The 13,152-nt window shown below is 33.1% G+C and carries 12 protein-coding genes; 6 read left to right on the forward strand and 6 right to left on the reverse strand.

The features are described 5' to 3' along the window. Positions 1–83: 83 nt before the first annotated feature. Entirely contained in the window at positions 84–1,643 is a 1,560-nt protein-coding gene (locus AC3WRL_RS16165) for an amidase (RefSeq protein ID WP_492330746.1), read from the forward strand. Between the two features lie 230 nt (positions 1,644–1,873). Here AC3WRL_RS16165 and AC3WRL_RS16170 read toward each other — a convergent pair whose 3' ends face one another. Next, positions 1,874–2,794 (reverse strand): pseudouridine synthase, encoded by a 921-nt coding sequence (locus tag AC3WRL_RS16170; RefSeq protein WP_214826193.1) that lies wholly within the window; start codon positions 2,792–2,794, stop codon positions 1,874–1,876. 431 nt (positions 2,795–3,225) lie between these two features. Between AC3WRL_RS16170 and aroB the strand changes: the two genes are divergently transcribed. From aroB to AC3WRL_RS16195, 5 genes are all read left to right on the forward strand, one after another. Beyond that, the gene (gene aroB / locus AC3WRL_RS16175; protein ID WP_492330747.1) at positions 3,226–4,272 is read left to right on the forward strand and encodes a 3-dehydroquinate synthase; all 1,047 of its coding nucleotides are present in this window, start codon (positions 3,226–3,228) and stop codon (positions 4,270–4,272) included. Between the two features lie 481 nt (positions 4,273–4,753). Beyond that, on the forward strand, positions 4,754–5,398 hold the full coding sequence (locus AC3WRL_RS16180) for a porin family protein (protein ID WP_214825142.1): 645 nt from the start codon (positions 4,754–4,756) through the stop codon (positions 5,396–5,398). A gap of 154 nt (positions 5,399–5,552) precedes the next feature. After that, positions 5,553–6,110: a porin family protein gene (locus AC3WRL_RS16185; RefSeq protein WP_492330748.1), complete on the forward strand. Its 558-nt coding sequence runs from the start codon at positions 5,553–5,555 to the stop codon at positions 6,108–6,110. A gap of 146 nt (positions 6,111–6,256) precedes the next feature. Continuing rightward, the gene (locus AC3WRL_RS16190) at positions 6,257–6,817 is read left to right on the forward strand and encodes a porin family protein (protein ID WP_214825157.1); all 561 of its coding nucleotides are present in this window, start codon (positions 6,257–6,259) and stop codon (positions 6,815–6,817) included. A gap of 595 nt (positions 6,818–7,412) precedes the next feature. Next, positions 7,413–8,120 (forward strand): porin family protein, encoded by a 708-nt coding sequence (locus tag AC3WRL_RS16195; protein ID WP_214825160.1) that lies wholly within the window; start codon positions 7,413–7,415, stop codon positions 8,118–8,120. 114 nt (positions 8,121–8,234) lie between these two features. Here the strand turns inward: AC3WRL_RS16195 and AC3WRL_RS16200 are convergent, their stop codons facing one another. The 5 genes from AC3WRL_RS16200 to AC3WRL_RS16220 all read right to left on the reverse strand — a co-directional run bounded on the left by AC3WRL_RS16200 (position 8,235) and on the right by AC3WRL_RS16220 (position 13,043). Continuing rightward, positions 8,235–9,182, reverse strand: a complete 948-nt coding sequence (locus tag AC3WRL_RS16200) for a glycerophosphodiester phosphodiesterase family protein (RefSeq protein WP_214825163.1) — start codon at positions 9,180–9,182, stop codon at positions 8,235–8,237. 184 nt (positions 9,183–9,366) lie between these two features. Continuing rightward, positions 9,367–10,860, reverse strand: a complete 1,494-nt coding sequence (purF, locus tag AC3WRL_RS16205) for an amidophosphoribosyltransferase (protein WP_214825166.1) — start codon at positions 10,858–10,860, stop codon at positions 9,367–9,369. Between the two features lie 127 nt (positions 10,861–10,987). After that, positions 10,988–11,707, reverse strand: coding sequence for a phosphoribosylaminoimidazolesuccinocarboxamide synthase (gene purC, locus AC3WRL_RS16210; RefSeq protein WP_034686328.1), 720 nt, complete (start codon positions 11,705–11,707; stop codon positions 10,988–10,990). Positions 11,708–11,740: 33 nt separating this feature from the next. After that, positions 11,741–12,436 carry a DUF3307 domain-containing protein gene (locus AC3WRL_RS16215; RefSeq protein ID WP_492330749.1) on the reverse strand — a complete coding sequence of 232 codons (696 nt, stop codon included), beginning with the start codon at positions 12,434–12,436 and terminating at the stop codon, positions 11,741–11,743. Position 12,437: 1 nt separating this feature from the next. Further along, positions 12,438–13,043: a SatD family protein gene (locus AC3WRL_RS16220; protein WP_214825172.1), complete on the reverse strand. Its 606-nt coding sequence runs from the start codon at positions 13,041–13,043 to the stop codon at positions 12,438–12,440. Positions 13,044–13,152 lie beyond the last annotated feature (109 nt).

Genomic DNA, 13,152 nt, shown 5'->3' on the forward strand with positions numbered 1-13,152 from the left:
TTTTGCTTAAATAACCTTGAAATTTATAAATCATTAAACACATCGTTATAAGATAATTATCTACATTTGGAAAAATCTCTTCAATGAAAAAAGTTATTTTGTCAGCAGTATTTTTTAGTGCATTTTTAGCAAAAGCCCAGACCTCGCCTGCCAATGAATTTAAATATTTGGAATATGATATCCAAAAGATTCAAAGCTTATATAAAAGCCACAAAACTTCCGTAAAAGAAGTGGTTGAGGCGTATTTAAAACGAATTAATGACATCGACAAAAATGGAGTTCAGTTAAATTCTATAATTACTATAAATCCCGATGCCCTTAAAATTGCGGACTCTCTTGATCATCTTGATCTAAAATTAAAGGACAAACCTTTATTCGGAATTCCTGTCTTATTAAAGGATAATATTGATACACACGATAAAATGCCAAATACAGCTGGTTCTTTAGCTTTAAAGAATTCGTTCCCTTTACAGGATAGTTATCTGGCAAAAAAATTACGGGAAGCAGGTGCCGTGATCATTGGAAAAACAAATCTCAGCGAATGGGCTAATTTTCGGGGTATGAAATCTACGAGTGGCTGGAGTGGTCTTGGTGGATTAACCAAAAACCCTTATATCCTGGATAGAAATACCTGCGGATCTAGTGCCGGTTCCGGAGCAGCCATTTCAGCCAATCTTGGTATTATTGCCATTGGAACAGAAACCAATGGATCTATTGTCTGCCCTTCCAGCCTCAACGGAGTGGTAGGACTGAAACCTACAGTAGGCTTAATTTCAAGAAAAGGGATCATTCCAATTTCAAGCACCCAAGATACACCCGGGCCAATGGCCAGAACAGTAAAAGATATTGCAATTAGTCTCGGAACAATAGTCGGTGAAGATAAAAACGATATTAAGACAGTGGGGTCCAGTCAGTTTTTACATAAAGATTACACGAAATTTCTAACCTTAAATGGACTTAAGGGTAAAAGATTCGGTTATATAAAAGGGATTACCAATGGTGCCAGCAAAAAAGTAGATGAATTATTTTTAAAAACCTTACAAAACTTAAAAGATCAGGGCGCTATTATTGTAGAGATAGGAAAAGAGCTTATTTCTGAGGAAGTACAGCAGAAATCTTTTGAACTGATGGTTGCAGAATATAAAGATGGACTTAATGATTACTTTCAATCTTTAGGAAAGAATGCTCCAATAAAAAATATAGATGAACTGATTGCTTTCAATAAAAATAATAAAGAAGAATTACAATATTTTGGACAAGAGTTTCTGATACTTTCAGCAAAAGGAGATGGAACAAAAGACAAAAATTATGCAAATGCTGTAAAAGTAGCTAAAGAAGGAAGTCAGGATAATGGAATTGATTTCGCAATGAAAAAATACACATTAGATGCCATCATTGCCCCAACCACCACAGAAGCCTGGAAAACAGATTTAAAAAATGGGGATCATTATTCGTATGGAAGTGCAGATGCTGCTGCTATTGCTGGATATCCAAGCATTACTTTACCTATGGGATATGTTGATGAACTACCCGTTGGTATTTCATTTTTTGCCGAAAAATGGCAGGAAGGAAAATTGATTACTATGGCTTATACTTTTGAACAGAGTAATCCACAACGAAAAGTACCTCAGTTTTTAAAATAAAAATAAAACTCCGGTTACAAAAAACTATTATCATTAATTGGAATGGGCTTCTTTATCACACTCTATTGATGACAATTTATGTTTATAACAGAACTAGAAAAACAAAACAGAAGTCAAAATACAGTACAAAAAAAAGCGTGGTCATATTTGACCACGCCTGTATTTTTAAATGCTATGTTGTTTTGGATCGCGATTAAAAGTCTTAATTCATCACTCAAAACAGATAACTCTTAAAGCATTTTTAAGTTGTTCACCTCTAATTCTGAAAGAATTCTCCAGTGTCCTCTTTTGATATTTTTCTTTGTCAATCCTGCAAACATCACTCTGTCTAAGGCTTCAACTTCGTATCCTAATCTTTGGAATATTCTTCTGATAACACGGTTCCATCCAATATGGATTTCAATCCCAACCTCATTTTTAGGTTTCCCTTCGATATATGAAATTTGATCTACCACTGCTACACCTTCATCAAGACGAATACCTTCAACAATTAGCTTCATGTCTTCATTGGACAATTTTTTATCCAATGTTACATGATAGATTTTTTTAGCATCAAAAGATGGGTGAGTTAGCTTCTTTGTCATGTGTCCGTCATTAGTAAGAAGAATAACCCCCGTTGTAGAACGGTCCAATCTTCCTACAGGAAAAACACGGTAAGGAGAAGCATTAGCAACAAGATCCATTACAGTTTTTCTTGCTTTGTCATCTTTCGTTGTAGAAATATATCCTTTAGGCTTATTTAAAAGTACATAAACCGGTTTTTCAGGAGTGATGTTTTGCCCGTCAAAGATCACTTTGTCACTTTTCTGAACCTGGTAGCCCATCTCAGTAACTACTTTTCCGTTTACTTCTACCAACCCTTGTGTGATCAGCTCATCAGCCTCTCTCCTGCTGCATATCCCTGAGTTTGCGATGTATTTATTAAGACGGATCGTATCCTTATGAATATCTTTTTCGATTTTGCTTAATCTTCTTTTCTGTACAAAAGATCTTGCTTTGTCTTCATCTCTTTCATTTCCTGCAGAAGCTCTTCTGCCATACTTTAAGCTGCCTCGCTCATATTTATCTCTACTGTCGAAACTTTTTCCGCCTCTTTTTGGAGCTGGTTTCCCGTAAGTCTTTCTTTCTCTGCTTTCGCTTTGATTAGTAATATAAGGTGGTCTCTCAGATTTTGGGTTACGATCTTCATCTCGGCTTTCAAAATTTGTTTCACCTCTCCTAGAATCAGGTTTTTTAAAAGGTCTAGAGCTGCCATCTGTGTCTCTATCACTTCTACTGAAAGGCTTTTTCTCAAATTTTGAATTGCCACTTTCATTTCTATCTTTTTGTCCAAAACTTTTGTCACCGCTTTTCGAAAATGGTTTTTTGAAAGGTTTTGATTCTGAAGAATTTCCAGATTTAGGAGCACGAGAACTGCCTGAATTTCTAGTTGAAACTCTGGGTCTTTTAGGTTTTCCTGAATTATTATTGTCTCTGCTCATTCTAAATATTTTTGCAAAGATAGTAATTTAGTTATGAGTTAAAAATTAAGAATCATAACTTTGCGATATTGTTTTACAATTAATTATATATTATTCCGGAAATGATAACACTATTAAATGATCAGTTTTCTCAATTAAATGCTTTTTTACATGGAAAATCTTTCAGTAAAATCTTTATATTAGTTGATGAAAACACGCATGAATACTGCCTTCCTGTTCTTTTAGGCAATATGGAAACGGATTTAGGTTTCGAAATTTTGGAAATAGAGGCAGGCGAAGAAATGAAAAATATTCAGACTGCCAATCAGCTTTGGGAGATTTTAACGGAAATGCAGGCCGACAGAAAAGCATTGGTTATTAATCTTGGTGGTGGTGTTATTACTGATATGGGTGGTTTTGTTGCTTCTACTTATAAAAGAGGCGTTCAGTTTATTAATATCCCTACTACCCTTTTATCAATGTGTGACGCTTCTATAGGCGGAAAAACAGGAATTGACCTGATGCATTATAAAAATATGGTGGGAACATTTACATTCCCTGAGCAGATTTTTGTATACCCACCATTTTTGGAAACCCTTCCTTTTAAGGAGTTAAGAAGTGGTTTTGCTGAAATGCTGAAACATGGTTTAATTGCTGATAAACTGCATTGGGATAATCTGATAAAAATTCAAAAACTTGATGTAGAAGCATTACTTCCTCATATTCAGACCTCCATGGCTATTAAACAGGACGTTGTTGAGCAGGACTTTCATGAAAAGAATGTTAGAAAAACACTGAACTTCGGCCATACTATTGGTCACGCCATCGAAAGTTCTTGCCTGGAACAGGGAAATCCTATTCTGCATGGTGAAGCTGTTGCTGCAGGAATGATTTGCGAAGCACATCTTTCTCATCTCGAAGGCTTGATCTCAAAAGTAGACTCAGAAATGATCATTGATAACGTTAGAAGATACTATCCTTATTTAGATATCAGTGACTTTAAAGATGAAGATCTTTCTGCATTATTACTGAATGATAAAAAGAATACCGAAAAGAAAATTAATTTCTCCCTGCTTTCAGGAATAGGGTCATGTGTTTATGATCATGAATGCAGCCAGGAAAATATAGAAAAGTCTCTTCATTTTTATAGAAAACTAAATGATGCCTAAAAGCTTTTTGAGAATATAAAGTAGAATCCTGATTGTAAAAATCGGGATTTTTTTATAGAATTTATTTGAGCATAGTGAAAAGATAACACCAATACATGGACTTCTAACGGACATTGAACCCTATTTATCATATATCACATAGATCAGCATTAACCTTTCATACAATAAGTAAAGTCTAAAAGGATTTATTAAAATAGCAAGTGATTTTCGCGATTACTAGTATTTTTTTTACCAAAATTAAGGTATAGTTAAATTTAAGTGATTTTTAAGTTGTGTTAAACAAACATTTGTTTAATGTAAATTATCATCTGATAATCAATGATTTGAGTTTGGATCATGATCATTTCCTTTGTTTTAGCCTACCTGATTTTTGTCATATTTCATTCTTTGGCATCCAATTTGAAAGATACTCCCCGTCAACGGAAAATTGACAGTAGTAAAATTTAAAATTAAGAAAGTAAAATATTAAAAAATTAAAGTTATGAAAAAGTTAATTTTAGGATTAGCAGTAACTGCAAGTTCATTCGCATTTGCTCAGCAAACAACATCAACTTCTACTTCATCTTCTAGCCCAGTTACATTTGGTGTTAAAGGAGGTATGAACGTTTCATCTCTTTCTAAAGATAATGGTTTGGATGATCAAAAATCTAAAATAGGTTTTAATGCTGGTGTATTTGCAAATATCCCAATTGCAAGTTCTTTCAGTATCCAACCTGAGGTTCTTTATTCTCAGTATGGTAATAAAACTGATTATACTGTATTAGGTACTAAATATTCAGCTTCAACAAAATTAGATTATATTACTGTACCGGTAATGTTCCAGTATAATTTTATTCCTAATCTTTATGTAGAAGCAGGACCTGAATTTGGATTAATGGTTAGTGCCAAAAATAAAGTGAAAAATGAAAGTAATGGTAACTCATCTACGACCGATAATTATAAAGATAATTTAAATACCTTTAATTTTGGTATTGGTCTAGGTGCAGGATATTACTTTACTCCAAACTTTGGTGTTACAGCAAGATATGTAGCAGGATTAACAGATGTAGCTAAAAACAGACCTAGTGGATCTGATGCAGTAAGAAATAATGTATTCCAGGTAGGTTTAGCTTACAAATTCAAATAAGCTTAAGAAACACATTCAGATAACAAATTTTGATTTCAATAAAATGGTTAGATTTACTGGTTAAATCTAACCATTTTTCATATATTTTCAATAGTTCTACTCCATTGGTAAGGTACTTGCTCCGATAGTTTAAATTTTAAAAAAAATTTAAACTATGAAAAAATTATTACTAGGTTTAGCTGTTATTTCAAGTTCTTTATTCTTTGCTCAGAAATTTGGAGTAAAGGCAGGTCTCAATCTTTCAACGATCAATACCAGTGATTCTAAAGCAAAAGCAGGATTTTATGGTGGCGTCCTTATGAACGTTCCTGTTGCACCCCATTTTAGTGTTCAGCCAGAAATCTTATACAACGGTATAGGGACTAAGGTTAAAGGGAATAATGATCTTCAAACCAACTTGAATTACATTTCAGTTCCTGTTATGTTTCAATACAACCCTACTCCACAATTTTATCTTGAGGCGGGTCCTCAATTTAGCTTTCTGATTGATTCTAAATTTAAAAATGGCTCAACGTCAGTAGACGGAAAGGATTATATTAAAAGTTTTGACTTTGGAATTGGTATCGGCGCAGGATATTTCTTTATCCCAAGCCTTGGTCTTACAGCAAGATATATAGCTGGTGTTGGAGATGTTATCAAAGAAATCGGAGGTATGCAACCTAAAGGAAAAAATAATGTTTTCCAGATAGGATTAGTGTATAAATTCAAATAAACTTCAGAATTAAATTTTGAATTTTTATAAAACAACTTGGGTTTCAATCATTAATTTTAAGAAATCACATGTATATTTTAACTATTTTAACATTTTTTGGCAAGAAATTTGCATAAAATAGCTAAGATTAAAAAACAATTTAAACTATGAAAAAATTATTATTAGGATTAGCAGTTGTTGCAAGCTCGCTAACATTTGCTCAAACATTTGGAGTTAAAGCCGGTCTTAACATTTCTACGGTTTCTGGTGATGATACTAAAGCAAAAGCTGGATTTTACGGAGGTGTTTTAATGAACGTCCCTGTTGCTTCAAGTTTTAGTGTACAGCCTGAAATATTATATAATGGGGTAGGAACAAAAGAAGATGGAAATGGTAATGGAAAGTTGAATTTAAGTTATATTTCAGTTCCGGTAATGTTCCAATATAATGCTACCCCACAGCTTTACCTCGAGGCAGGACCGCAATTCAGTTTCCTGATCGATTCCACTCTTAAAAGACAATCCGTATCAGTAGATGTTAAGGATGCTCTTAAAAGTTTTGATTTTGGTATAGGATTAGGTGCAGGATATTTCTTTACCAAAAACATTGGTGTTAATTTAAGATATGTAGCAGGTGTTACTAATATTACTAAAGAAGTAAATGGTTTTCAGGCTGATGGAAAAAATAATGTATTCCAAGTAGGTCTTACTTACAAATTCAACAAATAACACTGTTTTAATTACGGTATAACCGGTTAGATTTACTTAAATCTAACCGGTTTTTTATTCTATAAGTTGACATTCTTTTTATTTTCATTAATACTCTATTCTTCTATTCTCTCATATTCTTTTAAAACCACTGTACATTGTTTCATGAAGATCCGTGATTTGATACTTCTATTATAAGAATTAACAGATAATCTTTATATTATTTAATGCTATTTGTTTTATTAAAATGTAATAAAGTAACCATAAATGATAAGTAAATAAAGTATTTGGCATCGTAGATTTAAACATTAAACTATAACATTTATAAGAAAAAGCATGGCAATGATCGATGAATAAAGATAATATTAAAAAATATTTCAAAAAATGCACATATTTTTTTTCAATTGAATTTAACTTAAAAATTTAACCAAACAATTGAAATTAACTAAAAAAATCCCCCTCAAGTGTAATATTGAAGATTGTTTTAAATAGGCGCTTCTTGACATATCTTACTGCAAATCATCAAATTATAATTATGGCAAGCCTTTTGCAAAATACATCGAGTCTGAATGAATAATCCAGGCGAAAAGAAATAGTAAAATTAAAAAATTAAATTATGAATAAGTTATTTCTAGGACTAGCAATAGTTGCTGGCTCATTAGCTTTCGCTCAAGAAACACAAACGACAACGACTACTATTACCACCGTTAATAAGGAAAAGGAACCTATTAGATTTGGTATTAAAGCAGGGGCAACTTCTGCTTATTTCAGTCAGCAAAAATTAAGTGCAAACAATCAGAAAATAGGATTTAATGCAGGTGCTTTCGTAAATATCCCATTATCTAAACAAATTAGTTTACAACCGGAGGTATTGTATAACCAATTAGGGGCAAAGAGTGTTCTTTCTTCTTCTGAAGTTACAACAGGTGCTACAACTGTAAAAAGACAGTCAGATTTTAAAACTACATTGAATTATATTTCAGTTCCATTAATGGTACAGTTTAAACCAGTAGATAATTTTTATTTCGAAGCTGGTCCTGAGTTCAGTTATTTCATCAACGGAAAAAACAAAGGTGAAACAACTGTTACAAGTACTACAGCAGGTATAACCACTACTCAGAGAGAATCTACTTCTGAAACCATTGATAAAGATAACATCAACAAATTCAATTTCGGTTTAGGTATTGGTCTTGGTTACTACTTTACTCCTAATTTAGGAATTAACGCAAGATATGTTAACAGTTTAACTAAGATTGATAATAACCGACCTGCAGCTGAAAACAACAACAGAGCATTTCAGTTAGGTTTGAACTATAAGTTTTAATAACCACAACCAATTTTTTAACCATAAAATGCAGCTTTTTGCATTGTAAAATGGCTGGAAGAACTTCTTCCAGCCATTTCTATTGAATCAAGAAAGTAAAAATAAGGTAAAAGTTTATTCAAATATTCGTGGATCATCACTAATCAATCCATCTATTCCCATACCTTTTAGTTCCTTTAATCTCTCTTTAGTATTAACGGTCCATGGTATAACTTTCATCCCCATTGTATGGCATTCCTTCACCAATTCAGGAGTAACAAGAGACTGATCCGGACTGTAGATAGTAGGAATAAAGCTTAGAAACTTCATATCTCCGGATACACCATTAAGATGATTCGGGTATAGTTTGAATTTCTCTGCTGGTATGTTTTTAAAGTAATACTGTTGTTGTGCGAGCTTTTTATCATCAACTTTTTCAACCAGTAAAGCCGTCATTATTTTAGGATATTCTTTATGGATAATTTCAAGTGTTCTTGGATCAAAAGATTGAATAATAACGCGATCTTGAATCTTTTTTTCTAAGATAACCTTCATCATCAGATCCATAAATTCTTTTGGTTCCGGGTGAAAGATATTATCAGAGAAAGGACGGGTTTTAGTTTCTATATTATAGAAGGGCAAAGGTCTTTTCAACTCTCGGGAATAAGTCTCACATGCATCTATTACCTCTGAAAAAAGAGGTTTCTGTACCTTCATTTTCTTCTGATCAGGATAATTGTCAAGTTTTTTTAAGCCTACATCAAATGTTTGAATTCTCGCATAAGACATATCATAAATTTTATAGTAAAAACCAGAGTCTTTGGGAATATAGGTTCCATCAGGCTTTGTTACCAGTTCAGGTGAAAGAAAAGCATCATGGGAAAGAATTACTTTTTTATCCTTTGTGATGGCTAAATCCATTTCAAGTGTGGTAATACCCATTTTTAATGCATTCTTCATAGCTGGGATTGTATTTTCCGGATATAGAGATTTGCCTCCACGGTGTGCCTGCTTATCGAAAGATTGAGCAGAATACAATTGAACAAATACAAGAAAAATAGCTGTGAAAAATGTGTGTTTCATATCCTGAATTTTCATTTTACAAAATTAAAACTTACTTGTGCACTATGTAATACAAGAATATTAAGCTTATGCTACATTTATATGAAAAAACAAAAAGTTGAGCCCTCAAATTTGGATTTATGTTTTACAGAATAAGAAAGGCCAGATAATTATATCTGGCCTTTTTTTTATTTAATGTAAACAATTAATTAAACAGTTCTAATTCCTCTCCTTTTGCTACAGGATATTCTTCTGTAAAACATCCAAAGCAATGATTAGAAGAACCTAAAATCTCCTTAAGATTGTCGGTGCTTAAAAACTCTAAAGAATCAACTCCTAAATAATCTCTAAGCTGTTCTGTTGTCATATTTGCAGAAATCAGATCATCTTTAGACGGTGTGTCAATTCCTAAATAACAAGGTGCGATGATAGGTGGTGAAACACTTCTAAAGTGGATTTCTTTTACACCAGCGTCTTTTAAGATCTTAACCAACCTTTTGGAAGTAGTACCACGGACGATAGAATCGTCGATGATCACTACCCTTTTTCCTTTGATCTCAGAAATGATAGGATTCAACTTTAAATTGACAATCCTTTCTCTCATTTCCTGAGTAGGAACAATGAAACTTCTACCAATATATCTGTTTTTGATCAAAACTGGACGGAAAGGTATTCCTGAAGCTTTAGAAAAACCAATTGCAGCTGGTACTCCAGAATCCGGAACTCCAATTACTAAATCGGCATCTACAGGTGCTTGCTCCCAAATTTTCTCACCAGACTTTTCTCTGATCTCATAAACATTAATATTTTCTAATGTAGAGTCGGGTCTTGCAAAATAAATATATTCAAAAGAACAGATTCTCTGTCTTCCTTTATCATTAACCATATAAGAATGTAATCCAGTTTCATTCTCATTCGTATATACGATCTCTCCAGGTAAAATATCACGAACATATTGTGCTCCAACAGCATCAAGAGCTACAGACTCAGAAGCTACTACATATGATTTCTCATCAATAGCTCCTAATACTAAAGGTCTGATCCCATTGAAATCTCTGAATGCAAAGAATTTATTTCTCGTCATTCCTACTACAGAATAAGCTCCTTCGATCTTTTCCATAGTTGCTTTGATTGCTCCTCTTAATCCTAAATCAAGATTTTTTTGAATTAATCTCAATATTACTTCAGAATCAGAAGTTGCTCTGAAAACAACTCCTTCAGCTTCCAATTCAGCTTTTAATTCTTTCGCATTGGTTAAGTTACCGTTATGTGCAATCGAAAGTATAATCTGGTCATATTCGTTTTTCGCGAAAAATGGCTGAAAATTGTACTTCTTTTTGTCTCCTGCAGTGGTATAACGAGTATGCCCTATTGCAGAATTTCCCATAAAAGCTTCAGGATTCTGAATATCTTTATAAACATCTAAAACCAATCCCTCATCTTTCATATTGTTGATCCTTCCGTCTTTCAGAACGGAAATACCACAAGCTTCCTGGCCTCTGTGCTGTAATGCAAAAAGCCCGAATTGAGAAAGAGAGAACGTATCCAGATCATTATCAGAATATAATCCGAAAATCCCACACTCCTCATTGGGAGCATCAAGTCTTTCTTCTTCATTGGTTCTGAAAAGATTCCTACCGTAGGCCTGGTTTTTAAACTGTTTTAAATATTCACTTTTATGAATGTCTAAACTTTCCATTTTTTCTAAATATTAGAAGTTAGATCTTAAAATTAAGTCTAAGTTAACTTCAAATTATAATTTTAAACTTTTCTGTAATGAATAAATCAGAGGCTATTATACAGCATCTGAGATCTACTGACTGAAATTATTTACCTAGTAAAGTTTTCAATCTGTTATAAATTTCAACGTACGCTTCAGTTACTTCTCCTAAGTCTCTACGGAAACGGTCTTTATCCAATTTCTTCATAGTGTCCTTATCCCATAATCTACAAGTATCTGGAGAAATTTCATCGGCTAAGATGATCTCACCATCTGAAGTTTTACCTAACTCGATTTTGAAATCTACAAGGATGATATTCATCTTATCAAATAGATCGATCAAAATTTCGTTGATATCTGAAGTTAACTCATACATCTCATCAAGTTCTTCATAAGTAGCTGCACCTAAGAAAACAGCATGGTGATCATTGATTAGTGGATCTCCTAATTCATCCTTCTTATAACAGATGTCAAAAATAGTTACCGGAGATTTTATTCCTTCTTCTACCCCTAATCTTTGAGCCATACTTCCTGCAGAATAGTTTCTTACAACCATTTCTAAAGGAATAATGGATACTTTTTTTACCAATTGTTCTCTTTCGTCCAATTGTTTAATGAAATGAGTTTTAATCCCTTTTTCATTTAAATACTCAAAAATCAAAGTAGTGATCGCGTTGTTCATTTCGCCTTTCAGATCAACTTGTCCTCTTTTCTGAGCATTAAAAGCGGTAGCATCATCTTTAAAACGCACTACTACTTGATCAGGATTATCGGTAGCAAACACTTGTTTAGCCTTACCTTCGTACAACATTTCTTTCTTTTCCATTTTCTAAATTGTCTTTTATAGTTAGATTTATAATTATTTAATTAAAATTCCTGTTAGAACAGCCATTCCAAAACTTAAAAGTGTGCCGACGAGTACATACTCCGTTAACTTTCGTTGTTTGGCCTGTGCAAGATCACTGAATCTGAAAACAGATTTTGCAGCAACCATAAAACCTACGCCTTCCCAATGATTCACTAAAATAAAAATGAATACCAGTAGACGTTCCAAGATCCCTATATATTTTCCGGCACTCGTAAGAGATTCGGTTTGTATATTGTTTTGTGCTTCAGCAACCGGAGTCCATGAAGACAATAATATTTTAATGATAATAGATGATGGAGTCGTTAAAAATAAAACAGCCATCAATACTTTTAAAAAATCCTGATTTTCTAAAATTTTAAGGTCGAATTCCTTAAAATAGAATGAAACTCCGACGATTACCAAAACATGAAGGAATTGATCAATAAAAAACCATCTTTTTTTTGTTTTTACATTTTGAAAACTTAGCTTACATACATCAATAATAAAATGAGAAACTCCCACTAAAATAGCGATCCACCAAAGCTGCAGATCCCAAAGGAAAATGAAAGTTAAAACAGTATGAATAAGAATATGTAAGTATAAATATTTGCTTTTCAGCTTACGATTTTCTTTATCAGCAACCCATGAATTTGGCTGAAGAAGAAAATCTCCGAGTAAATGTGCCAATATGAGTTTAGTGAAAATCATTTTACAGTTCTGAAATTTTCTTTCTAAAATATTGATTAGTTTCTATAATAAGGTCATAATTTGCACGTTTTAACCTCTGGCTTACCGAGGATTGTGAGATGGCAAATTTTTTGGCAAGATCTTCCTGTGTAATATCTTGATTCATGATCATTTCATGAATAATTTCGGCTGTAGCCATTGTCCAGTTATCAAAATCCTTGGATGACCACTTCAAGAGCATGTTAAGATCTCTATCTACCGCCTCATTAGAAGTCTTAATAGCAACAGTATCTCCGTCACTCTTCAGTCCATTAAGCAGTCTTCCGGAATGTACATATGCCGTTCCATTGGATTCCGTAATTTTTTCAGATGAAAAATTTTCTTCACCAATACCGATGGCCATTCTTACATCTAAATTTTCCTGACTTTTTATAATAGATTTTATGGCAAGAAAACGCCAGAAAACTTCATCGATAGTACATTTGAATTGGAATTCGTCACCTCTGTAAATTTCCCATGTTAGGGGTGAGCTTCCCCAATTCTCCAGGAGATTCTTTAGTTTGGTGATCCAAACTTCTGTGTCTGCATGTTGCGAATTTATAATATCACCGGTAATGACCGCTATCATTTTGCAAATATAAGCATAATTACTTATAAATAAAAGATATAAGCAGAAACACTTATAGATATTAATTATTAGTGAATCTGCTTATATCGATTATCTCTAAAACAGAAGA

It is taken from the genome of Chryseobacterium sp. FW101-FHT12H09 (assembly GCF_058790395.1).

What these genes read in the sequence shown, in the direction of transcription:
- AC3WRL_RS16165 (WP_492330746.1), top strand. Translation starts at nt 84, where the DNA reads ATGAAAAAAGTTATTTTGTCAGCAGTATTTTTTAGTGCATTTTTAGCA.
- aroB (WP_492330747.1), top strand. Translation starts at nt 3,226, where the DNA reads ATGATAACACTATTAAATGATCAGTTTTCTCAATTAAATGCTTTTTTA.
- AC3WRL_RS16180 (WP_214825142.1), top strand. Translation starts at nt 4,754, where the DNA reads ATGAAAAAGTTAATTTTAGGATTAGCAGTAACTGCAAGTTCATTCGCA.
- AC3WRL_RS16185 (WP_492330748.1), top strand. Translation starts at nt 5,553, where the DNA reads ATGAAAAAATTATTACTAGGTTTAGCTGTTATTTCAAGTTCTTTATTC.
- AC3WRL_RS16190 (WP_214825157.1), top strand. Translation starts at nt 6,257, where the DNA reads ATGAAAAAATTATTATTAGGATTAGCAGTTGTTGCAAGCTCGCTAACA.
- AC3WRL_RS16195 (WP_214825160.1), top strand. Translation starts at nt 7,413, where the DNA reads ATGAATAAGTTATTTCTAGGACTAGCAATAGTTGCTGGCTCATTAGCT.
- AC3WRL_RS16200 (WP_214825163.1), bottom strand. Translation starts at nt 9,182, where the DNA reads ATGAAACACACATTTTTCACAGCTATTTTTCTTGTATTTGTTCAATTG.
- purF (WP_214825166.1), bottom strand. Translation starts at nt 10,860, where the DNA reads ATGGAAAGTTTAGACATTCATAAAAGTGAATATTTAAAACAGTTTAAA.
- purC (WP_034686328.1), bottom strand. Translation starts at nt 11,707, where the DNA reads ATGGAAAAGAAAGAAATGTTGTACGAAGGTAAGGCTAAACAAGTGTTT.
- AC3WRL_RS16215 (WP_492330749.1), bottom strand. Translation starts at nt 12,436, where the DNA reads ATGATTTTCACTAAACTCATATTGGCACATTTACTCGGAGATTTTCTT.
- AC3WRL_RS16220 (WP_214825172.1), bottom strand. Translation starts at nt 13,043, where the DNA reads ATGATAGCGGTCATTACCGGTGATATTATAAATTCGCAACATGCAGAC.